21 protein-coding genes and 1 riboswitch are annotated in these 21,731 nt (G+C 76.3%); of the genes, 6 read left to right on the top strand and 15 right to left on the bottom strand.

Going from position 1 to position 21,731, the window contains the following annotated elements; translation table 11 throughout:
- Positions 1-30: 30 nt before the first annotated feature.
- From ACRYRX_RS09405 to ACRYRX_RS09425, 5 genes are all read right to left on the bottom strand, one after another.
- Positions 31-1,683, bottom strand: coding sequence for a TIGR04028 family ABC transporter substrate-binding protein (locus ACRYRX_RS09405; protein WP_432511595.1), 1,653 nt, complete (start codon positions 1,681-1,683; stop codon positions 31-33).
- Positions 1,684-2,038: 355 nt separating this feature from the next.
- A riboswitch (SAM riboswitch) is annotated at positions 2,039-2,133 on the bottom strand.
- Positions 2,134-2,243: 110 nt separating this feature from the next.
- A complete protein-coding gene (locus tag ACRYRX_RS09410) occupies positions 2,244-3,176 on the bottom strand; it encodes an ABC transporter substrate-binding protein (protein WP_432511596.1) in 933 nt (310 codons plus the stop codon).
- A complete protein-coding gene (locus ACRYRX_RS09415) occupies positions 3,173-3,928 on the bottom strand; it encodes an ABC transporter permease (protein WP_432511597.1) in 756 nt (251 codons plus the stop codon). The genes ACRYRX_RS09410 and ACRYRX_RS09415 overlap by 4 nt, the downstream gene beginning before the upstream one ends.
- 1 nt (position 3,929) lies before the next feature.
- The gene (locus tag ACRYRX_RS09420; RefSeq protein WP_432511598.1) at positions 3,930-4,586 is read right to left on the bottom strand and encodes an ABC transporter permease; all 657 of its coding nucleotides are present in this window, start codon (positions 4,584-4,586) and stop codon (positions 3,930-3,932) included.
- Positions 4,583-5,536, bottom strand: a complete 954-nt coding sequence (locus ACRYRX_RS09425; protein WP_432511599.1) for an ABC transporter ATP-binding protein — start codon at positions 5,534-5,536, stop codon at positions 4,583-4,585. The genes ACRYRX_RS09420 and ACRYRX_RS09425 overlap by 4 nt, the downstream gene beginning before the upstream one ends.
- Before the next feature lie 137 nt (positions 5,537-5,673).
- Here ACRYRX_RS09425 and ACRYRX_RS09430 point away from each other — a divergent pair, with 137 nt between their 5' ends.
- Positions 5,674-7,164 (top strand): aromatic amino acid lyase, encoded by a 1,491-nt coding sequence (locus ACRYRX_RS09430; protein ID WP_432511600.1) that lies wholly within the window; start codon positions 5,674-5,676, stop codon positions 7,162-7,164.
- A gap of 85 nt (positions 7,165-7,249) precedes the next feature.
- Here ACRYRX_RS09430 and ACRYRX_RS09435 read toward each other — a convergent pair whose 3' ends face one another.
- Together ACRYRX_RS09435 and ACRYRX_RS09440 are read right to left on the bottom strand one after the other, a co-directional pair.
- Positions 7,250-7,762, bottom strand: a complete 513-nt coding sequence (locus ACRYRX_RS09435; RefSeq protein ID WP_432511601.1) for a cysteine dioxygenase — start codon at positions 7,760-7,762, stop codon at positions 7,250-7,252.
- The gene (locus tag ACRYRX_RS09440) at positions 7,759-8,664 is read right to left on the bottom strand and encodes an amidohydrolase family protein (protein WP_432511602.1); all 906 of its coding nucleotides are present in this window, start codon (positions 8,662-8,664) and stop codon (positions 7,759-7,761) included. The genes ACRYRX_RS09435 and ACRYRX_RS09440 overlap by 4 nt, the downstream gene beginning before the upstream one ends.
- 95 nt (positions 8,665-8,759) lie before the next feature.
- Here ACRYRX_RS09440 and ACRYRX_RS09445 point away from each other — a divergent pair, with 95 nt between their 5' ends.
- On the top strand, positions 8,760-9,824 hold the full coding sequence (locus ACRYRX_RS09445) for a LacI family DNA-binding transcriptional regulator (RefSeq protein WP_432511603.1): 1,065 nt from the start codon (positions 8,760-8,762) through the stop codon (positions 9,822-9,824).
- On the opposite strand, the gene ACRYRX_RS09450 is transcribed toward ACRYRX_RS09445, so the two are convergent.
- Positions 9,761-11,185, bottom strand: coding sequence for an aromatic amino acid lyase (locus ACRYRX_RS09450; protein WP_432511604.1), 1,425 nt, complete (start codon positions 11,183-11,185; stop codon positions 9,761-9,763). The genes ACRYRX_RS09445 and ACRYRX_RS09450 overlap by 64 nt on opposite strands.
- The gene (locus ACRYRX_RS09455) at positions 11,182-12,561 is read right to left on the bottom strand and encodes a serine hydrolase domain-containing protein (protein WP_432511605.1); all 1,380 of its coding nucleotides are present in this window, start codon (positions 12,559-12,561) and stop codon (positions 11,182-11,184) included. Before ACRYRX_RS09455 ends, ACRYRX_RS09450 begins: the two co-directional genes overlap by 4 nt.
- A 187-nt stretch (positions 12,562-12,748) precedes the next feature.
- On the opposite strand from ACRYRX_RS09455, the gene ACRYRX_RS09460 reads away from it, so the two are divergent.
- Complete coding sequence (locus tag ACRYRX_RS09460) at positions 12,749-14,377, top strand: ABC-F family ATP-binding cassette domain-containing protein (protein WP_432511606.1); 1,629 nt, start codon at positions 12,749-12,751, stop codon at positions 14,375-14,377.
- A complete protein-coding gene (locus ACRYRX_RS09465; protein WP_432511607.1) occupies positions 14,374-14,640 on the top strand; it encodes a hypothetical protein in 267 nt (88 codons plus the stop codon). Before ACRYRX_RS09460 ends, ACRYRX_RS09465 begins: the two co-directional genes overlap by 4 nt.
- Before the next feature lie 383 nt (positions 14,641-15,023).
- Here ACRYRX_RS09465 and ACRYRX_RS09470 read toward each other — a convergent pair whose 3' ends face one another.
- From ACRYRX_RS09470 to ACRYRX_RS09480, 3 genes are read right to left on the bottom strand one after another with little or no spacing between them, the layout of a single operon-like run.
- The gene (locus tag ACRYRX_RS09470) at positions 15,024-15,983 is read right to left on the bottom strand and encodes a co-chaperone YbbN (protein ID WP_432511608.1); all 960 of its coding nucleotides are present in this window, start codon (positions 15,981-15,983) and stop codon (positions 15,024-15,026) included.
- A gap of 35 nt (positions 15,984-16,018) precedes the next feature.
- Positions 16,019-17,020: a hypothetical protein gene (locus tag ACRYRX_RS09475; RefSeq protein ID WP_432511609.1), complete on the bottom strand. Its 1,002-nt coding sequence runs from the start codon at positions 17,018-17,020 to the stop codon at positions 16,019-16,021.
- Positions 17,017-17,664 carry a hypothetical protein gene (locus ACRYRX_RS09480; protein WP_432511610.1) on the bottom strand — a complete coding sequence of 216 codons (648 nt, stop codon included), beginning with the start codon at positions 17,662-17,664 and terminating at the stop codon, positions 17,017-17,019. Before ACRYRX_RS09480 ends, ACRYRX_RS09475 begins: the two co-directional genes overlap by 4 nt.
- Before the next feature lie 258 nt (positions 17,665-17,922).
- On the opposite strand from ACRYRX_RS09480, the gene ACRYRX_RS09485 reads away from it, so the two are divergent.
- Positions 17,923-18,396 (top strand): DoxX family protein, encoded by a 474-nt coding sequence (locus ACRYRX_RS09485; RefSeq protein ID WP_432511611.1) that lies wholly within the window; start codon positions 17,923-17,925, stop codon positions 18,394-18,396.
- A gap of 16 nt (positions 18,397-18,412) precedes the next feature.
- On the opposite strand, the gene ACRYRX_RS09490 is transcribed toward ACRYRX_RS09485, so the two are convergent.
- Positions 18,413-18,754, bottom strand: a complete 342-nt coding sequence (locus tag ACRYRX_RS09490; RefSeq protein WP_432511612.1) for a thiamine-binding protein — start codon at positions 18,752-18,754, stop codon at positions 18,413-18,415.
- Between the two features lie 105 nt (positions 18,755-18,859).
- Here ACRYRX_RS09490 and ACRYRX_RS09495 point away from each other — a divergent pair, with 105 nt between their 5' ends.
- Entirely contained in the window at positions 18,860-19,954 is a 1,095-nt protein-coding gene (locus ACRYRX_RS09495) for a coiled-coil domain-containing protein (protein WP_432511613.1), read from the top strand.
- Here ACRYRX_RS09495 and ACRYRX_RS09500 read toward each other — a convergent pair.
- Positions 19,948-20,655: an alpha/beta hydrolase gene (locus ACRYRX_RS09500; protein WP_432511614.1), complete on the bottom strand. Its 708-nt coding sequence runs from the start codon at positions 20,653-20,655 to the stop codon at positions 19,948-19,950. The two genes, ACRYRX_RS09495 and ACRYRX_RS09500, sit on opposite strands and share 7 nt — an antisense overlap.
- Positions 20,648-21,715: a threonine aldolase family protein gene (locus tag ACRYRX_RS09505; protein ID WP_432511615.1), complete on the bottom strand. Its 1,068-nt coding sequence runs from the start codon at positions 21,713-21,715 to the stop codon at positions 20,648-20,650. Before ACRYRX_RS09505 ends, ACRYRX_RS09500 begins: the two co-directional genes overlap by 8 nt.
- Positions 21,716-21,731: the final 16 nt, after the last annotated feature.

Consider the following 21,731-nt stretch of genomic DNA (forward strand, 5'->3'; position numbering starts at 1 on the left):
CTCCCGGTGCGCCGGCCGGGGACGGGGTGCTCACCGGTTCAGCCACGTGGCGTGGAACAGGGGCCGGCCCACCGACTCGGTCGCGAAACCCTGCACGTCGGAGCGGAAGCCGAACACCTGCGGTTCCTCGAACAGCGGGACGACGTAGGCCTGCTCGGCCAGCCGGCGCTGCGCGGCCTCGGAGGCGGCCTGACGCGCGTCGGTGGTGGGTTCGGAGGCGATGTCGTTCAGCAGGGCGTCGAGCTCGGGGTCGCCGAGGGACCCGTCGGTGGTGTCCAGGTTCAGCAGGGTGTTGCGGTTCCTGGAGAAGAACTGCGACTTCAGGACGTCGTAGTCGGCCCGCCCGACCATGGAGTGGTAGACCTGCACGGTCTCGGGGTCCAGGGAGGCGGCGGTCTGGGCGGCCTGGTCGCCGGGGAACAGGTCGACGCGGATCCCGAGGTCGGCCAGCTGCTCCTGGACCAGGGTGACGACCTCCTTGGAGCGCGGTTGCGGCAGGGCCTCGTTGAACGTGATCGCCAGCGGGACGCCGTCCTTCGCGCGGACGCCGTCGGCGCCCACCGTCCAGCCGGCCCCGTCGAGCAGCCGCGCCGCCGCGGCCGGGTCGTGCCGGTACTCCTCCGAGGTGTCGACGTACCCGAGCGCCGACTTCGCCAGGACGCCGGTGGCCAGCACGTAGCTGTCGCTGAACAGGGTGTCGATGACGGCCTGCCGGTCGATGCCGGCGACGATCGCCTGCCGGACGGCGAGGTCCTGCAGCTGCGGGGTCCGGAACCGGAAGCTGAACCCGTTGTTGACGCCGTTGGTGGCGGCGGCCAGCAGCGCCAGTCCGTCGGCGCTGAACTGCGCCTCGTCCGGCGCCTCGATCTGGCGGGCGAGGTCGGCCTGGCCGGCGACGACGGTGCCGACGCGGACGCTGTCCTCCCCGGCGACGACGACGTCGATGCCGTCGAGGTACGCCCGGCCCTGGTGGGGCCGCGACGGCGGCGCCCAGGCGTAGTCCTCGCGCGCCACGAGGGAGATCCGGGTGCCGACCTCCTCCGAGTCGACCACGAACGGCCCGGAGCCGATGACGGTCGCGGCGCTGCCGGGCCCGAAGCCCTCGCTGTCCTGCGCCAGGGTGGACGTGGCGAGCAGACCGGAGTTGATGGTCGACACGGCCTGCGCGAAACCCGGTGCGGGAGCGGTGAAGTGGAACCGGACGGTGCGTTCGTCGACGACCTCGCCGCGGTCGTAGTTGTTGATGGCCTCCGACACCGTCAGGGCCCGGGCGGGGTCGCCCTTGCCGAAGAGGTCGAGGTTGGCGACCACGTTGGCCGCGTCCAGCGGGGACCCGTCGGAGTAGGTGACGCCCTCGCGCAGCGTGAAGGTGTACTGGGTGGCGTCGGCGTTCACCTCCGGCAGCGCGACCGCGATCCACGGTTCGAGCTCGAGGGTCTGCGGGTTCTGCCACAGCAACCGGTCGGTGATGTTGTTGACGATCCCCCCGTTGGGGTAGAACCCCGCGGCGGGCGGGTACAGCGTGGTCCACGTCTGCGGTTCGAGGTAGGTGAGCTTGCCGCCGGTCTTGGGCTCCCCCACCGGTTCCTGCTCACCCGCGGATCCCGAGGAGCAGCCGGCGAGCATCCCGCCGAGGGCGGCGGCGGCTGCGGCGGCGAGGGTGGTGCGGCGACGGACGAGCATGGCGGGCTCCAACGGTGGGGCGCCCGGTCTCCTGGCGCGCAGGACCGGGTCGGCGGTGGGGTTCGTGAGGGGCGGGCGGGGACCGGGGGGTGGTCACCGCGCGCGGGTGCGTGCGAGGCGGTTCGGCTGCCGCGCAGCCCACCTCACCGGCGCCCCGGGCAGGGCTGCGCCGTGCCGTCGGGTCGTGCCCCGCGGGGACGGCGGACGGGCCGGGCGGACGGTCGTCCGCCCCGGCCCCGGGTCAGCGCCGGTGAGCGTGGGGGGTCAGGAACAGAACGTGGCGCCGCAGCGGCAGTAGTCGATGTGACGGCGGCGCGAGGCGAAGAAGCCCCGGGCGCAACTGCTCGACAACGTTCCTCCATCGGTTCTGGCGGAAGCACCCACGCCCGCTCGCGCGGAGGGTTGCTGCGGAGTCACGGAGCCAGATCTCTCAGCCGCTCTGGATGGGTGTGCGCGGGCCACACTGCCCGACGCGTTCGCCGCGTGTCAACACCCGCCGGCCCCACCGGGGGGTGCGGGGGTCGCGGGCCGGACGCGCCGTCCGGCCCGCGACGGGCGGCTCAGACGAGCCCGTTGGCCGTCAGGAAGTCCTTCGCCACGGCGGCGACGTCCTTCTTGTCCACCTGGACCTGCGCGAGGTACTGGGTGAGGTTCTCGGTCGTGAGCTTGGCCGAGAACGCGTTGAGCGCGTCGGTGATCGTCTGGTCGTTCTTCGACGACCGGATGAGGGGCAGGACGTTCTGGGCCAGGAACAGGTTCTTCGGGTCCTCCAGCACGACGAACCCGTTCGTCGTGATGGCGGAGTCGGTGGTGAAGATGTTCGCGACCTGGATGGTGCCGTCCTTGAGGGCGCCGACGGTGAGCGGGCCACCGGGGTCCAGCGGCTTGAACTCCTTGAACTCCACGCCGTACAGCTCCTTGAGCCCCTCCAGGCCCTGGTAGCGCTCCTGGAACTCCGGGCCGCCGCCGGCGACGAGGTCCTTCGCGACCGGGGCGAGGTCGGCGATCGAGGTCAGGCGGTACTGGGTGGCGGTGGCCTCGGTGACCGACAGCGAGTCCTTGTCCTCCGCGGCGGACTGCTCGAGCACCTCGGTGCCCTCGGGCAGCACCTGCTTCAGCGCCTCCAGCACCTGCTCGGGGGTGGAGACCCCCTCGGGGGCGCCGCCCTCGGACAGCGCGGCGAGCAGCGCCCCGTTGTACTCGGGGATGAGGTCGATCGAGCCGTCGTCGAGGGCCTTGAGGTACAGCTCGCGCGCACCGATGTTCGGCTTGCGCTGCACCTCGACGCCCTCGGCCTCCAAGACCTGCGCGTACATCTCCATGAGCAGTTCGCTCTCGGGGAAGTTCGCCGAGCCGACGATGACGGCGGAGGTGGCGGTGGAGTCCCCCGAGCCGGCGTCGGAGGCCAGCGGGTCGTCGCCGCCGCCGCACGCAGCCAGCCCCGCCGTGAGGGAGCCCACGAGGGCCAGACCGAGCAGGTTCCTGCGGTTCATGACGTGCCTTTCGACGTTCCTGCGCTGACGAGTTCGGGTTCCGGGCTCGCCCCGGACTCTCCCACGGATCGCGTGCCCCGTGCGCGCCGCAGGCCCCGGCCGGTCAGGCCGGGTGAGACGGCGTACCGCTGGACCAGGCCCAGCAGCAGGTCCAGCGCGATCGCCAGGACGGCGACGACGACGGCCCCGGCGACCATGCGGCCGTAGTCGTTGAGGGCCAGGCCGTCGATGAGCAGGCGGCCCAGCCCGGACAGCCCGACGTAGGCGGCGACCGTCGCGGTCGCCACGACCTGCAGGACGGCGGCGCGGATGCCGCCGAACACGACGGGCAGGGCGATCGGGAGCTCGACGCGGAACAGGACCTGCGCCGAGCTCATCCCCATCCCCCGGGCCGCGTCCACGGCGTTCGGGTCGACCGCGCGCAACCCCGCGTACGTGGACGTGAGGATCGGCGGGATCACGAGCACGACGAGGGCGATGAGCACCGGGGTGAAACCCAGCCCCATGAGGACCACGAGCAGGCTCAGCAGACCCAGCGTCGGCAGCGAGCGCCCGGCGTTCCCGGCGTTGATGGCCAGGAACGACCCCTTGCCGGTGTGCCCGATGAGCAGCCCGACGGGGAACGCGATGAGGAAACCCACGAGCACCGAGATCGCGGTGTAGCCCAGGTGGGCGACGATCAGGTGCGGGATGGTCCCCGGGCTCGACCAGGCCCAGTGGGCCGCGTCGAGCAGGTACGGCGCGTCGTCCACGTCAGGCCCCCTTCACGGCGCGGGTCCAGGGCGTCACGGCCCGCTGGAACCCGACGATGAGCAGGTCGGCGACCGCGGCCAGGGCGATCGACAGCACGATCCCCACGATGATCGGCGCGGTGTAGTCCAGCTGGAAACCCCGGGTGAACAGCGCCCCGAGGCCACCGACGCCGAGCAGCGCGCCGACGCTGACGAGGGAGATGTTCGACACCGCCGCGACCCGGGCCCCGGCCAGGATCACCGGTGCGGCCAGCGGCAGCTCGACCTCCAGCAGCCGGCGGGTCCGCTGGTAGCCCATGGCGGTCGCGGCCTCGGTGAGCGCGGGGTCCACCGAGCGCAGGCCGTCGGCGACGGTGCGGGCCATGAGGGCCACGGTGTAGAGCGCGAGCGCCACGACGATGTTCACGGGGGACAGGATCTTCGTGCCCAGCACGTACGGCAGGGCGACGAACACGGCCAGCGACGGGATCGAGTAGATGAGCCCGGAGACGTTGAGCAGGGGGTGGTACAGCCACCCGAAGCGCACTCCGAGGTACCCCAGGGGCAGGGCGACGGCCACGCCGAGCAGCAGCGGCAGCACGGCGAGGACGACGTGCTGGCCCAGGGCGTCGAGGATCGTGGCGGAGTTGTTCCGCGCGTACTCCAGGACCTGGTTCACCGACGGGTCTCCAGCAGGTCGACGACGTCGCGGTGGTGCACGGTGCCGATGGGGGTCCCGTCGCCGTCGACCTTCACGGCCGTGCCGGACGGGGAGGTGAGGGTGAGGTCGACGACGGTGCGCAGGGAGTCCCCGGCGCGGAAGACGCCGTCGGGCCCCGGGGCCGGGGAGGCGCCGTCGAGGGGGCGGACCGGCAGGTCGTCGCTGCTGAGGAAGCTCAGGCCGCGGTAGCCGCGGTCGCGGCCGACGAAGCCGCGGACGAACTCGTCGGCGGGTTTCGTCAGCAGTTCCTCCGGGGTCCCGACCTGGGCGAGGTGCCCGCCGGCGCGGAAGACGGCGATGCGGTCGCCGAGGACGACGGCCTCGTCGATGTCGTGGGTGACGATGGCGATGGTCTTGCCCAGCTCGGCCTGCAGGCGCAGGAACTCCTGCTGCAGCTGGCCGCGGACGACGGGGTCGACGGCGCTGAAGGGCTCGTCCATGAGCAGGACGGGCGGGTCGGCGGCCAGGGCGCGGGCGACGCCGACGCGCTGCTGCTGGCCGCCGGACAGCTGGGCGGGGTACCGGTCGGCGAGGGCGGCGGGCAGCCCGACGCGTTCGAGGAGTTCCAGGGCGCGGGTGCGGTCGCGGCCGCGGCCGACGAGGCGGGGCACGGTGAGCACGTTGTCGAGGACGGTCCTGTGCGGGAACAGCCCGGCGTGCTGGATGACGTAGCCGATGCCGCGGCGCAGCCGGGCCGGGTCCTGGGTGCGGACGTCCCGGCCGTCGACGGTGACGGTGCCGCCGGTGGGTTCGACCATCCGGTTGATCATGCGCAGGGACGTCGTCTTGCCGCAGCCGGAGGGCCCGACGAAGACTGTGGTCCTCCCCGTGGGGAGCTCCAGGTGGAGGTCGTCGACCGCGACCGTCCCGTCGGGGAACTGCTTGCGGACGGCCTCGAAGGTGATCACTGCGGCGGCTCCCGGGTTGGGCCTGTCGGCGGGTACATGCTGAGCACAGGCCGGTGAGCGGTCAACGGGGCGCGGTCGGCCGTCATCCGATCGTGACCTCACCCAGCCAGGTCCGGCGGCGGTCGTGCGGAGGTCAAGTGGAGCACCAGGGGGTTCCGGACGCGACCCGGGGGGTCGCGGTCGCCGGCCGGGCGCTGTCCCCGGCGGACCTGGACGACGTGGCGCACGGCCGGGCCCGGCCGGTGGTGGACGGGGCGGCGCTGGCCTCCCTGGGCGCGGTGCACGCGGCGATGGAGGCGGCCCGCGCGGCGGGGGCGGTGTACGGGGCGACGACCGGGGTGGGGGCGAACAAGGACGTCGGGGTCGGCGAGGAGCAGGGCGAGCACCCCCGGGCCCACGGGCTGCGGTTGCTGCGCTCGCACGCGGCGTCGCTGGGGCCGGTGGAGGACGAGCCGACGACGCGGGCCGCGCTGGTGGTGCGGCTGAACCAGCTGCTGGCGGGGGCGCACGCGGGACTGGGCGCGGGGATCAGCCCGCCGGTGCTGGGGGCGCTGGCGGAGGCGGTGCGCTCGGGGGCGCTGCCCACGATGCACCGCTTCGGCGGGATCGGGACGTCGGACCTGGCGCCGCTGGCGGAGCTGGGCCTGACGCTGGTCGGGGAACGCCCGTGGCGCACCGGGTCGGTGGACCCGGTGCCGCTGGGCCCGGCGGACGCGCTGCCGTTGATCTCCTCGCACGCGCTGACGCTGGCGACGGCGTCGCTGGCGCTGGTCCGGGTGCGGCAGCTGCTGCTGGCCGGGTTGGGGGTCTCGGCGCTGTCGTTCCTGGCGCTGCGCGGCAACGGGCAGGCGTGGGCGCCGCGGGTGCACGCGGCGCGCCCGCACCTGCGCCAGCCGCAGGTGGCGGCGGCGCTGTCGGCGCTGGTCGCCGGCGGCCCGCCGCCGGCGCGGTTGCAGGACCCCTTCGCGCTGCGGACCGTCCCGCAGGTGCTGGCGCCGGCGTTCGCGGCGGCCGACGCCCTGGCCGACGTGCTGGCGCTGGAGGCCTCGACGCCGGGGGAGAACCCGCTGGTGGGCGCCGACGGGGTGTTCCACCACGGGCAGTTCCACGCCGCCTCGCTGGCGACGGCGCTGGACACGTTGCGCGCCACCACGTTCGGCGTGCTGACGTTGTCGGCGGCGCGGCTGGCGCTGCTGCTGCGCCCCGAGCACACGGGGCTGCGGGCGTTCCTGGCCGCCGGCCCGCGCGGCAGCTCGGGGCTGATGATCGGCGAGTACGTCGTGCAGGACGTCCTGGCCGAGCTGCGGCCGGGGACGGCGCCGATGACGGCGGGGACGGTGTCGATCTCGCTGGGGCTGGAGGAGCACGCCAGCTTCGCGACGCAGGGGGCGCGGGCGTTGCGGCACACGGCGGAGCTGGCTCCGCTGGTGCTGGCGGTGGAGGCGCTGGCGGCCGTGCGGGCGCTGCGGTCGGCGCCGGACCGGCTGACGCCGGGGGCGGCGGCGCTGTTCGCGGTGTTCGACGAGGTGCTGGACCGGGACGCGCGGGACGCCCCGATCGGGCCGGACGTGCAGCGGGTGGTGGAGCGGGTGCCGCAGCTGGCGCTGCTGCTGCGGCTGGAGGGCTGAGGCCGCGGCGGCGGGTTCGGATCGTTGGACCCGCGCTCCCGATGATCGAGAGCGCGGGTCCAACGATCCGAACCCCCGCGACCGGCTACTCCCCCAGCGGGCGCAGCTCGTCGGCGTAGCTGACCGACAGCCGCCGCATCACCCCCGAGGGGCTGATCGAGTACTGCCCCATCCGCCACAGCGGCGGGGAGTAGGCGTGGATCGAGACCGACCCGTCGACGGCGCCGCTCATGCGGTGGATGTGGTCGGGGCCGAAGGCGAACGACCGCCCGGCCGCGACGGTGCGGACCACGGGGTCGCCGCCCATCCGGGGGTTGGCCTCGGTGACGGCCCCGCGGGTGACGGCGACGGCACCGGCGGAGGTGTCGTGGTCGTGCCAGCCGGTGTCGTCGGCGGTGTTCCAGCACAGCACCCAGACGTCGAGGTCGCCGTCGCGGTACAGGCTGGCGAAGTGCCGTCCGCCGGTGTCGTGCCGGACCAGGTGCTCCCACGCCCCGGGGTTCCGGGCGGCCTCGTCGACCCAGTCCTTCAGCTCGCGCGGGCTCAGGGTCCGGCCGGGGGCCTCGGGCAGTCCCGGGGTCTGCGGTGCGATCGTCACGGTCGGCTCCCTTCGAGGAGGTGGGTGGGGTTGGCGACGGTCAGGGCGTGGGCGAAGGCGGCCCCGAACCCGGGCAGGCCGGTGGCGTCGAACGCCTCGGCGTAGGGGCGGTCGGTGCCCAGGACGACGGGGTCGACGCCGACGACGCGGACGACGGCGTCGATCGCGCGGGGGCCGTAGGAGCTCGTCTCGTAGTGGACGCCGGGGTCGAGGCGGCCCAGCGCGCCGCCGCGGGCGCTGAGCCGCTCGTGGTGCAGGGGGGCCAGCCCGGCCAGGGCGACGAAGGCGATCCGCAGCCGGGGGTGGCCGGCGCGGCCGGCGACGTGCCAGGCGAGCCAGGCGGCGTGCAGCTGCTGCACGTAGGGCACCAGCGCGGGCCACCAGCCGGGGACGTCGTGGCCGGCGCCGGCGGGGCCGGGGTGCACGAGGACGGGCCGGTCGGCGTCCTCGCACTCGGCCAGCAGGGGGCCGAGGCGCTCGACGGCGCGCGGGTCGGCCAGCGCGGTGGCGGGCAGCTGCAGCCCGACGACCTCCTCGCGCCGGAGGGTCTTGCCCAGGGCGACGGGGTCGAGGTCGGTGACGCCCGCGGCGGCCCACACGCCGAACGGGGCGCCCAGGCGCGCGGCGCCGTCGTGCCAGGCCTCGAGCAGGGGTTCGGCGTCCTCGCCGGGCAGGTGCTCCAGGCCGAGCGGGGACGACAGCGAGACGAGGGCGCGGCCGGTGCCGTCGGCGCGCTCGCGGGCGCGGCGGGCCTCGACGTCGTGGGCGGCGGGGTCGATCCGGCACGGGGGCTCGCCGGGCAGGTGCAGGGTCCAGCCGCGCAGGAGCGGCGGTTCGCGGCGGGCGCGCAGGGCGTCGAGGAGCTCGGGGGGCCACAGGTGCTGGTGGCAGTCGGTCCGCACGGCGACCTCCTCTCGTGAAGCGCTTCACCGTTGAGTGAAGCGCTTCACGGCCGAGTCGTCAAACCGGCCGCGCCGCCGCGGGCTACTGTGCAGCCGTGCCGAGGGGGACCCGCCGGACGCTGCAGGACGTGGCCGACGCCGCCGGCCTGTCGCTGGCCGCCACCTCCTACGCGCTGCGCGGCACCCGCGGCTCGGCCGCCACCATCGAACGCGTCCAGGCCCTCGCCGACCAGCTCGGCTACCGCGTCGACCCCATCGCCCGGGCCCTGGCCAGCGGCCGCACCGGCACCGTCGGCATCAGCGGCTCGCTGCGCGACCTGTGGCAGCAGGACCTGTCCGTGCAGCTCACCCGCGCGCTGCGCACCCTCGACAAGGACGCGACCATCGCCGACGCCGACGCCGACCCCCACGCCGAGCGGCGCGTCGTCGAGCGGTTCGCCGCCCAGCGCGTCGACGGCGCCCTGGTCTCCCCCGTCGACCCGTCGGCCGACTACTGGCGGCTGCTGACGCCCTCCACCGCCGTCGTCTCCCTCGGCGACGCCCTCACCGCCCGGCCCGGCAGCGGGGCCGTGCTCTTCGACAACCGCTTCGGCATCGCCTCGGTGCTGGACCACCTGCACGGCCTGGGCCACCGCCGCGTCGCCCTGCTGACCCCGTCGCTGCCGACCACCCCCGGACGCCCGTCGGAGCTGCTGGCCGTGGAGCTGGCCGCCCCGCTGGGCGTCGACCTGCTCGTCGTCCCCGCCCCGGCCTCCCCCGCCGGTGCGGCCGAGGCGGCGGCCGGGCTCCTGTCCGGCCGCGACCGGCCCACCGCGGTCTTCTGCCTGTCCGACTCCCTGGCCTTCGGCGTCTACCGCGCCGCCGCCGACCTCGGGCTGCGCATCCCCGGCGACGTCTCCGTCGTCGGGTTCGACGACCACCAGCTCGCGGCCCTGGTGGCCCCCGCGCTCACCACCGTCTCCTGGGACGAGGACGCCATCGTCGCCGCGGCCGTGCGGCAACTGCTCGCCCTCGACGCCCGCGGCGAGGACGGCCCGGCCCCCGAGCCGGTCGTGTTCCGCCCGCACCTCGTCGTGCGCCGGTCCACCGCCGCTCCTCAGCCGGGCGCCGACCACCCCGCGCGCAGCAGGTCGGCGACGGCCTCCACGTCGCGGCCGTAGGGCCGGTCGCGCACGTCGTCGCCCAGCACCCCGGCCACCTCGTCCAGCGCGGCGACCAGCTCCGGGGCCAGACCCGCGAGCCCGCCGCGCAGCAGCCGGGCCCGGTGCACCGCCAGCAGCTCGACCGCCAGCACCTCCCGCAGCCCCGCGAGCACCTCGGCCAGCGCCTCGGCCGACTCCAGCCCGAAGCTCTGGACGTCCTCCTGCCCCAGCGACGTCTCCACCGCCCCGACGGCGGCCGGGACCGCGAACCGGCGCAGCCGGTGCACCACCCCCACCGCCCGCTTGTGCACCGCCACCAGGCCCGCCTGGACGCCCGGTTCGGGCGACAGCTGCGGCGGCAGGCCCGTCAGGCGAGCGTCCAGCGCCCGGTGGGTGCGGGCCACGCCGGTGTCGGCCAGGTGCAGCAGCGCCGCACCGAGGGCGTCGGAGTCGGCCGCCAGCTCGGTGCCCGCGAAACCCGCCGTCCCGACGAACCGCCCCTCCAGGAACGCCGGGGAGTCGGTGACGCCCTCCAGGGCGCGGTCGGCCGCCGCCGCCAGCTCCCGCACCCGGCGACGGGCCAGGGCCAGCGCGGCGGGCGCGACCCGCACCGACACCGGCGCCTGCAACCCGGTCACCCCCGGGGCCGGGCGCAGGGCCCGCACCCGCGCGTGCACCGCGGCCAGGGACCCGTCGGCCCGGGCCACGCCCTCGCGCACCGGGTCCGGGCTGGCCCGCAGCACCTCCGACGTCGCCGCCAGCACCGCCTGCGCCTGGTCCAGCAGGAGGTCGGCCTCCCCCACCTGCAAGGTGGCCAGCGCCGTCGCGACCGGGACCCCCTCCAGGACGGCGACGCCCTCCTTCGCCCCGAACCCCGCGGGCCCGGCCGAGTTCCCGTCCAGGGTGTCCGCCCCGCCCAGCAGCACCGCCCCGACGTGCGCGAGCGCGAGGATCTCCCCGGCCGACCCGTTGCCGCGCCACGGGACCCGCGGATGGACGCGCCGGTTCAGCAGGTCCGCCAGCCGCAGGCACAGCTCCGGGGAGACCCCCGCCTCCGGGTGCAGGAACGTGCGCAACCGGACGGCGAGCACCGCGCGGGACTGCTCCACCGACAGCCACGGCGCGGACCCGACGGCCCGGCCCACGACGAGGTTCTCCTGGTGCGCGGCGCGGGCCCGCGCGTCCAGGGCGACCCCGGCCATCGCCCCCATCCCCGTCGTCACCCCGTACACCGGGCCCGCGCCGCCCAGGGCCGCGAGCAGCGCGAGCCGGGACGCGGCGACCGTCTCCAGCAGCCCGGGGGCGAGTTCCACCGGCGCCCCGGCCGCGATCCGCGCGACGGCGGCCCGGTCCAGGTCGGGGCCCCGGTGGACGATCACTCCGGCCGGCGCAGGGTCGACAACGCCGGGGCGTGCAGCGGCTCGGTCTGCCAGCGGCCGGTGAACACCCCGTCGGCGAGGTCCAGGTGCAGCAGGTGCGGGGTCTCGGCGAACCGGACGTCGACCCGCGTCCCGGCCCCGCTGACCGACAGCGGACCCGAATCGGCCCAGGTCCCGTTCCCGATCGCGGCGCGCAGCTCGTCCCCGGAGTCGCGCAGGACCAGTTCCCCCCCGGCGACGCGGACCGCGGTGAGCGAGGCGGGCCGGCTGCCGGGCGCGGGGGCGAACTCCCCGTCGGCGACCGGCGGGCCCTCCAGCGGGGCCAGCGCCAGCGACCCCAGCCGGGCCGCGAGCGCCGCGTCGTGGTCCGCGGCGTCGGCGGGCAGCTCCCCGGACAGCGCGGGCAGCAGGTGCTCCCAGGCCGCGTCGAGGACGGCCTGCATGTCCGGGCTCTGCGAGGTGATCGCCACGACGGCGTCCTGCTCGGGCAGCACGACGCAGAACTGCCCGTAGGCGCCGTCGCCGCGGTAGCCGTGCCGGGCGACCCAGAACTGGAAACCGTAGCCCTGCTGCCAGTCGGGGTTGTCGTTGAAGCTCGCGTTGTCGATGTGCGACCGGGTCGCCTCGGCGACCCACGCCGGCGGCAGGAGCTGCCGGCCGTCCCAGGAACCGTTCTGCAGGTACAGCTGCCCGAGCTTGGCGACGAGTTCGGTGGGGGCGTGGAAACCGGACCACCCGAGTTCGCGGTCGCGGCCGTCCCGCAGCCACCCGAGGTTCGCGGGGTCGACCCCCAGGGGCTCGAACAGCCTGGGGCGCAGGAACTTCAGCAACCCCTGCCCGGCGGCGCGCTGCACGATCGCCGAGAGGGCGAACGTGCAGGGCTGGTTGTAGCAGAACAGGGTCCCCGGTTCGGCGTCGGGACGGATCCTCAGGAAACCCGCGACGACGTCCCCGCCGGGGTCGGCCACCGCCCGGTCGAGGGTCTCCTCGCGGTGACCGCTGGCCATGGCCGCGACGTGCCGCACGAGGGTGCGGCGGGACCGGTCGTCGGTGACCTCGGCGTCGAGCTCGGGGAAGTACGACAGCACCGTCGCGTCCAGGTCGACCAGGCCCTCGGCGACGGCGAACCCCAGCGCCGTGGACGTGAAGCTCTTCGACAGCGAGTACAGCAGGTGCGGGCGGTCGGGGCGGAACGGCGCCCACCAGCCCTCGGCCACGACGTCGCCGTGGCGCAGGACGACCAGGCTGTGCGGTTCCACCCCGGGGGTGTTCTCCAGGGCGTCCACGAACGCGGCGACACCGCGGGCGTCGACGCCCCGGGACGACGGCGCGCTGCGGGGCAGGGGGACTTCTCGGACGGTGGCCTCGGTGCTCACGGGGCCGACTCTAGGACTCGGTGCCGCGAAAAGGGCTTGCGGGGGCGCGGACGGCGGACGCACGCTCGTGGGGTCCTGCCCCCGACCGAGGAGCCGCTGCGGTGCTCATCTGACGTGCCCCGATCCCCCGGACCCCGCTCCTGCGCGAGCGCGGGTCCACTCGGCGTACGTCACGTGAGGAACCCGCATGCCCGTCCACACCACCGCCCGGACCACCACCTCCCTCGCCCTGCGCGGCGTCTCCAAGGGCTACGACCACGTGCTGGTCCTGACCGGCGTCACCGTCGCCTTCACCCCCGGTGTCGTCACCGGCGTCATCGGCGAGAACGGCTGCGGCAAGTCGACGCTGCTGCGCGTCCTGGCCGGGGCCGAACCCGTCGAGACCGGTCGCGTCGTCGCCGTCGCCGCCGGCGGCGTCGGCTACCTGCCGCAGGACGCCGGGGCACCGTCGCGCACCACCGTCGGCGCCGTCCTGGACGCCGCCTTCGCCGACCTGCGCGCCCTGGAGCAGCGCCTGCGCGACCTCGAGGACCGGATGCAGGGACCGGACCCGGAAGCCGCCCTCGCCGAGTACGGCGACGTGCAGACCGCCTACGAGCTGCGCGACGGGTACGGCGCCGACGCGCGGCTGGAGCAGTCCCTCGCCGGGCTGGGGCTGCCGTCGCCGGAGCGCGGCCGGGAGGTCGCCACCCTGTCCGGCGGTCAGCGTTCCCGGCTGCACCTGGCCGCGCTGCTGGCCGCCGCCCCGGAGGTGCTGCTGCTGGACGAGCCGACCAACCACCTCGACGACGACGCGGCGCGGTGGTTGCAGGCGCACCTGCGCTCGCGCGCGGGCACCACCGTCGTCGTCTCCCACGACCGCGACTTCCTCGACGCCGTGGCCCACGAGCTCGTCGAGGTCGACCCGCACCACGAGCACGGGGTGGCCCGCTACCCCGGCCCCTACGGGGAGTACCTGCGGGCCAAGGCCGCCGAGCGCCGCCGCTGGGAGCAGGCGCGCGCGCAGTGGGAGAGCGAGGTGGAGCGCCTGGACACCACCGGGGACCAGCAGGCCCGCGCCGTCAACCACGCGCGGGCCCGCCGGGACAACGACAAGATGCAGTACGACTACAAGGGCGGACGGGTCCAGGAGTCGCTGGCCTCCCGCGTCCGCGCCAACGCCGAGAAGCTGCGGCGGCTGCAGGAGGCGGAGGTGCCGCGCCCGCCGGAACCGCTGCGGTTCACCGCGCCGCCGGGCGCCTCCGGGCGACGGGGGTCGCTGCACGCCGAGGGGGTCTCGGTGGACGGCCGGCTCGCCCCGGTGGACCTGCACCTCGGCCCCACCGGCCGCCTGCTGGTGGTGGGGCCGAACGGGACCGGCAAGTCCACGCTGCTGGAGGTGCTGGCCGGCGCCCTGCGCCCGGACACCGGCACCGTCCGGCGCCGCGGGCGGATCGGGCTGCTGCGGCAGGACCCGGCCACCGACGACCTCGGCCGCACCGTCCTGGCGGCCTTCGCCGCCGGCCGGCCCGGCAGCGCCGACGACCACGCCCGCGCGCTGCTGCGCACCGGGCTGTTCGACCGCGAGCGCCTCGGGGTCGCCGTCGGGAAGCTGTCCACCGGGGGGCGGCGACGGCTCGACGTCGCCCGCCTGCTCGCCGGCCGGCACGACGTGCTGCTGCTGGACGAGCCGACGAACCACCTCGCCCCCCAGCTGGTCGAGGAGCTGCAGGAGGCCGTCGACGGGTTCGCCGGCGCGGTCGTCGTCGTCAGCCACGATCGCCGGTTCCGCCGCACGTTCCGCGGGGACGTGCTCGACCTGGGCGGTGCGGCGTGAGGCTGGTCGGCCCGCTGCCGCTCGGCGAGGGGTCCCGGCCGGTGCTGGTGGTCGCCGGCGAGGGGGCCGTCCACGTCAGCCGGGGTGAGGGCGTCCTCAGCTCCGTCGCGGCCGACGGCACGGTGCGCGGCGTCGCGTGCCCGGACGGGACGGACCCCCACGGCCTCGCGGTCACGCCCGGCGGTCTGCGGTTCACCGCCTCGGCGACGTCGTGGACGTCGCGGACGTCGTGGAGGTCGTGGACGGCACCGGTCTGCACCTGAGCGCGCTGCCGCCGGGGGCGGACCCCGAGCTGGTCCCCCTGGGCGGGGGCCACGGCCCGGTGGGGATCGCCGCCGACGCGCACGGCCTGCGCTGGGCCGAGATCACCAGCGGCACGCTGGGGATCCGCGACCCGGACGGGACGGTGCGCCGGACCGCGCTGCCGGGCCCGGCCCCACGACCGCACGCCGTGCTCACCGACGCGCGGGGGCACGTTCGTCACGTGCTGGGGGCGCGACGGCCTCGTGCCCGTCGCCGCCGACGGCACCTGCGAGGAGCTCGCGTTCGCGGCGGGGTCCGCACGGGCCGTGCCGCGACGCCGACGGCCGCGTCCGCGTCGCGCTGGAGGCCGGCCGGGTCGCCGTGGTGGACCCGGCCGGGAACCTCAGAACAGGGCGCGGGTGAGGGCCTGCCGGGCCTTGACGGTGCGCGGGTCGGTGGTCCCCACGACGGCGAACAGGTCGACGAGGTGGGTGCGGGCGGCGTCGCGGTCGTCCCCGGCCGTGCGCTGCACCAGGCCGAGCAGCCGGTTGAACGCGTCCTCGACGTGACCGCCGACGAGGTCGAGGTCGGCGACGACGATCTGGGCGGCGACGTCGTCCGGGGCGGCGGCCGCGGCGGCCCGGGCCTGCGCCGGGTCGACCCCGGCGACGCGGCGCAGCACGCCGACGCGGGCCAGGCCCTCGGTGGCGGCGGTGTCGCGCGGGTCCTGCGCCAGCGCCTTGTTCCAGGCCGCGGCGGCGGCGTCGAAGTCGCCGGCGTCGACGGCGGCCAGCGCCTCGGCGTGCAGCGGCGGCACCGGCGCGGCGGCCGGTTCGGCGGCCTCGACGGCACCCTCGACGCGACCGGTCACCCCGTTGGCCTCGGCGACCCTGAGGACCTCCTCCAGGATCGGGCGGATCTCCTCGGCCGAGGGGTAGGAGCCGGTGAACAGCGGCAGCGGCTGCCCCTTGACGATGGCCGCGACCAGCGGGATCGCGCGGGCCTGCAGCGACTGCACGAGCGACTGCGCGAGCTGCGGTTCGGCCTGGGCGTCGATGCGCCCGAGCAGGAACGCCCCGGCGTACTCGTCGGCGAGGGCCTGCAGGGCCTCGGCCCCGGTGTCGTAGCCCTCGGCCCACAGGTCCAGCACGAGGGGCACCTGGACCGACCCCTGGACGAGCTCGGCGAACGTCTCCTCGGTCACGTCGACCACGAACGGGGACCGCGCCCCCGCGGCGTCGGGGTCGGTCGCCGCGCGCCGGGCGACCTCCTCACGACGGGTGTTGCGGGCCGCGAGGGCACCGAGATCCACGGCTCCACGCAGGTTCAGCGGGGAGCTCGGAGGCGTCGGCTGGGGAGTCATGCCGGTCACCTTCTCACGAGGGTCGCGCCGCTCACTCAGCCGACCGCGACCGAGACCGGGCCGCTCTGGGCGGCCACCGCGGCGACCTGCCCGGAGCCCGGCGGGACGGCGAGGACGACGACCTCCTCGCGGGTGACGGTGACGCTCAGCGCGTCGGCCGTCCCGGCCAGCGCGGCCAGCGCGGGGTCCAGGCGGCCCGCCAGGCCGCCCGCGGGACCGGCCACCGTGGCCGACCAGGAGTACGCCGCCACGACGAGCGCCCCGCCGTCGCGGGTGCGCACGGCCAGGACGCCGTCGGGCAGCAGCGAGCGCTCCTGGGTGTAGGTGCCGCCCGCGGCGGCCAGCGCGGCCTGCTCGGCGGCCGTGGCCGACTCCACCCCGCTGCGGTAGGCGTCGGCGGTGAACTCGGCGGCGTGCTCGCTGGCGGTGCCGGCCGTCAGGACGTCGGCGTAGTGCTCGGCGAGGGCCTGCGGGGCCAGCGGGAGGTTGGTGTCCTCGTCGGGGGCCACGACGGCGACGCCGTCGGCGGGGGCGGCCAGCGTCGGCAGGGAGGCGCCGGGCAGCAGGGTGGGGGTGGCCCAGACCGTGTAGGGCTCGCGCGCCGAGGCCGTGCGCAGCACGACCAGCGAGGGGGCCTGGTCGGCCCCGGGCGCGGTGACGGTCGCGAACCAGCGGGGGAACCCGCTCTGGCGGGGCAGGACGGAGGCGATGGCCTCCAGCTCGTCGGCGCCCCCGGTGGGCGGCGGGGTGGCACCGGCGGCGGCGATGGTGTGGGCGGCGGTCCGCAGCCGCAGCTCGGGGCCGCTGACCCGCGCGGCCAGGGCGGCGGGGTCGGTGGTGGCGGGGTCGGCGCCGGCGCGCAGGACGGCGTTGGCGGCCTCGACGACGCGCCCGGCCTGGACGGGCTGGACGGCCAGCGGCTCGCGCCCCGTCGCCGCCGGGGCGGTGGCGGTGGGCAGCTGGGCGCAGCCGGCGAGCAGCAGTGCGGCGACGGCGGTGGCGGCGGCCGGGGCGAGGACCCGGGGACGGCGGTTCACGCGTGCCTCCTGGTGGGCCGGCGGGGGGTCAGCAGGATCCCGAGGGCGCCCAGGACGACGAGCACGCCACCGGCGACGACGAGCGGGAGCCCGGCCGGGTGGGTCGCGGACCGGCCCTGCGCGGCCCAGCCGAGCCGCACCGAGGCCGGGGCGTCCGCGACCCCGTCGGTGGCCACCAGCGCGACGACCCCGCCGGCGTCGCGGAGGTCGTCGTCGGAGGCGGTGGGCCAGGTGAGCCGGGCGGTCCCCTCCCCGGTGGCGGTGGCCAGCCACACGTCGGCGGCGCGCGGGTCCGCGGCCGTGCCCGTCCCGGTCGTGCGGGTGTCGGCCACGGGGTCGGACAGGCTGCCGGTGACGGCCGTGACGGTGGTGCGCCGGGCGTCGCCGAGCCAGGCGGTGACGTCCTGCGCGCGGCCGACGGCGACGAAGACGTCCCCGCCGTCCCCGGCGGTGGCGCTGACGGTGGCGTCGGGGCCGGACAGGTCGAGCAGGCCGGGGGCGGTGACCACGGCGACGCCGGGGTCGTCCACGCGGGCGTCGACCTCGATGCGGTCCGGCGGCGCCAGGACGGTGAGCAGGGCGGCGCCGGCCAGGGCGGCCAGCAGTCCACCGGCCAGCAGCAGCCAGGCGACCAGGCGTCTCAACGTCTCGGTCCTTCCGTCGGGGCTGGGGGCGGGCCGACGGCCACCCTAGGGCGTGCGCCGACCGTCCCCGCCCCGTCGTGACGCTGCGCGCTCGCGGGACGGCTGCCGGTGCCCGGTGTGGTGCAGGACACGCCGAACGGGTGAACCGGGCGTGCCCCGGCGTCGTGGAGGGGGTGCAGGCGAGTCCCGCTCGCCCTCCGTCCCCGCCAGAAGAGCCGCCGCACCGGCGGTTCCCTCCCGACGCAGAGGACCGACCCCATGAGCAACCTGCCCGGCGCGACGAGCGCCCCCACCCGCACGGCCGACGACCTCCCCCGGGTCACCCGCGCCACCCCGGCCGCCTCGCTCGGCCTGCTGGCCCTGCGCCTGGCCACCGGGGCGCTGCTGCTGGTGCACGGCGTCCCCAAGCTGTCCAACCCCGCCGGGGCCACCGGCATGGCCGCCTCCCTGGGCGTCCCCGCCCCCGACCTCGCCGGCTGGCTGGTGATCCTCGGCGAGGTCGGCCTGGGGACGCTGCTGATCGCCGGCCTGGCGACCCGCGCGGCCGGTGGGCTGCTGCTGGTGCAGATGGCCGGCGTGTGGCTGCTGGCCCACGCCCCGGACGGGTTCCTCGTCCAGGGTCAGGTCAACGGCGAGAACGCGCTGCTGTTCGCCGCCGTCGGGCTGGCGTTCTGCCTGGTGGGCGCCGGCCGCTTCAGCGTGGACGGGGTCCTCGCGCGCCGGCGGCGGTGAGCGGCGCCGGCCGGGGTCACTGACCCCGGCCGGCCTCCCCCTGCGCCCGTTCCACGGCCGCCTCGAGGCGTTCGAGCTTGCCCTCCATCTCCCCCGTGCGGCCCGGGCGGATGTCCGCCTTGAGGACCAGGGAGACCCGCGAGCCGTGCCGGCCGACGGCCTCGGTGGCCCGGCGCACGACGTCCATGCACTCGTCCCAGCTGCCCTCGACGGTGGTGAACATCGAGTCGGTCCGGTGCGGCAGCCCGCTGGAGCGCACGACGAGCACGGCGTCCGCGACGGCCGCGCTGACCGAGTCGGGCTCGCCCCCCACGGGGGCCGGGCCACCGGAGGGGGCGACGGAGAAGGCGACGATCACGCAGCGAAGCTACTCCGTCACCGTGTCCGACCGGACCGGCGGGGGCCGCGCGGCTACGCTGCGGTCAGTCCGTACCCGCCATCTCGTCCCACCGGAGGTCAGCCGGTGTCCACCGACTCCCACGACGCGTTCAGCATCGTCGTCCGCGGCTACGAACGCAGCCAGGTCGAAGCGCGCCTGAAGCACCTCGACGACGCGCTGGCGGAGGCCCGTGCCCGGGTCGCGCAGCGCGACCACGAGCTGCGCCAGGCCGAGGAGAAGCTCGCCGAGGCGCACAAGGAGCTGCGCGAGCACGAGAAACCCTCCTACGCGGGTCTCGGGGCGCGGATGGAGAAGCTGCTGCGCCTGGCCGAGGACCAGTCCTCGGAGATCCTGCGCTCGGCCCGCCGCGACGCCGACCGGTTGCGCGAGGAGGCCCGCGCCGAGGCCGCCGCCACGCGCGCGCAGGCCGACGAGGACGCCCGCCGGCGCACCGGGGAGGCCAGCCGCGACGCCGAGGAGATCGTCGCGCGCGCCAAGCACCAGGCCGACGGCATGGTCGACGCCGCCCAGCGCACCGCCGCCGAGCTCACCGCCGCGGCGCACCGCCAGGCCGAGCAGCTCACCGCGAGCGCGCAGCACGAGAGCGCCGAGCTGATCGCGGCCACCGAGCGGCAGGTCGCGGCCCAGCGCAGCCAGGCCGAGCGCGAGGTCATCGAGCTGCGCTCCTCCACCGACGCCCGGGTCCGCGAGCAGGAGCTCGCGCTGGCCGCCGCCCGGGAGCAGGCCGCCGAGGAGGACCGGCAGCGCCTGGAGGTCGCCGCGGCCCGCACCGCGGCCCGCATCGCCGAGGCCGAGCAGCGGGCGGCCGAGGCCGAGGAGCGCGCCCAGCAGGCCGTGGCGGCGGCCGAGGCCATCCAGGCCGACGCGATCGCGCAGGCCGCGCTGCGCGCCGAGACGGCCCGCCGGGAGTCCGACGAGCTGCTCGCCGACGCCCGCGCCCGCGCGCAGGCGATGGTCGAGACGGCCCGCGAGCAGGCCGAGCGGTCCCGCGCGAGCGCGCAGAGCGAGGTCGACGAGCTGATGAACCAGCGCGACCAGATCACCGACCAGCTCGACGACCTGCGCGGGCTGCTCGGCCTGGCGCCGAAGCTGCCCGCCCGCCCCGCCGAGGGGGAGGTCGACCTGCGTCAGGTCGAGGTCGTCGAGGCGGCTCAGTAGTCCGTCGGCAGGGGTGATCGCGCGGGGTTGACCCGCGCGACCACCTCGTCGAGGACGCGCCGGACCGAGTTCTCGCCGACCCACAGGTGCTTGGCGCCCTCGACGGGCACGACCTCGCACTGGGTCAGCGGGGCGAACCGCCGCACGGCCTCCGCCGGGCGCAGGAAGTCGTCGAACTCCGGGACGAGGGCGGTGACGGGACGGCCGAACTCCGCCCAGGCGCGCAGGTCGTCCTCGGTGGACCACCGCAGCGGCGGCGACAGCAGGATCACCCCCTCCACCGAGGGGTCCCGGCCGTGCACGAGCGCCAGGTCCGTCCCGAAGGACCAGCCGAGCAGCCAGACGTGCGGCAGGTCGTGGAACTCGGCGAACTCCAGCGCCGCGGCGACGTCGAAGCGCTCGGCGCGCCCGGCGTCGAAGGTCCCCCCGCTCGTCCCCCGCGGTGAGGTCGTCCCCCGGGTGTTGAACCGCAGCACGGCCAGGTCGGCCAGCGCCGGCAACCGGTTGGCGGCCTTGCGCAGCACGTGGCTGTCCATGAAGCCCCCGCTGGTGGGCAGCGGGTGCAGCGTCACCAGCGTCGCGACGGGGTCCTCCTCGGCCGGCAGCGCGAGCTCGCCGACGAGGGTCACGCCGTCGGCGGTGTGCAGCTCGATCTCCTCCCGGCGGGCGGGCAGGACGGTGTCGGAACGGATCTCAGCCACGGGCCAGCTCCTCGCGCAGCACCGCGGCGAAGCCCTCGACGTCGGCGGCCGTCGTGTCGAAGCTCGCGACGAGCCGCACCTCGACGGTGGCCGGCGAGTACGCGGGGTCCCACACGTGGAACGGGACGCGCGCCGCCGCGCGGGCGGCGACCTGCGGGGGCAGCTCGGCGAACACGGCGTTGGCCTGCACCGGCCGGGTCGTGCGGACCCCCGCGGACCGCACCGCCGCGGCCAGGTCGGCCGCCGCCGCGTTCGCGGCCCCGGCCGTGCGGCGCCACAGGTCCGTGCCGAACAGCGCGAGCAGCTGCGCCGAGACGAACCGCGTCTTGGAGGACTGCTGCATGGAGGGTTTCACGAGCCGGTGCAGCGCCTGCGCCGTCGCCTCCTCGCGCACCACGACGACCTCGGCGAAGCCGCCGCCGTTCTTCGTCCCCCCCAGGGAGACCGCGTCGACGCCGAGCCCGGTGGTCAGGTCCGCGAACCCGGCGCCGAGGGAGACGGCCGCGTTCGACAGCCGGGCCCCGTCGACGTGCACCCGGACGCCGAGCCCGTGGCTGACGCGGACGAGGTCGCGCAGCAGCTCCACCGGGTAGGTGGTGCCCAGCTCGGTGCTCTGGGTCAGCGTGAGCGCCCCCACGGGCGCGCGCATCGGGTTGTCCGCCGCCGCGACCGCCCGCTCGACGTCGGCGGGGTCGACGAGCCCGTCGACCGTGGGCAGCGCGATGACCTTCACGCCGCCGACGTGCTCGAGGCCACCGGCCTCGTCGTGCAGGACGTGCGCCTGGTCCGAGGCCAGCACCGACTCCCAGCGCCGGGTCAGCGCCTGCAGGGCCACGACGTTCGCGCCGGTCCCGGTGAGGACGACGGCGCTGCGCGTCCCGGCCCCGAAGTGCTCGCGCAGCGCACCGGTGAGGGCCGCGGTGTAGGGATCGCCGCCGTAGCTGGCGACGTGGCCGCCGTTCGCGGCGACGAGGGCTTCGAGGACCTCGGGGTGCATGCCGGCGGCGTTGTCGCTGGCGAAACCCCGGACGGCCGGGTCGTGGAGGGGGCGGGCGCTCACCCCGGGCACGCTACCG

Source organism: Kineococcus lubricus (assembly GCF_050871965.1).
In the GTDB taxonomy this organism is placed as follows: Bacteria; Actinomycetota; Actinomycetes; order Actinomycetales; family Kineococcaceae; genus Kineococcus.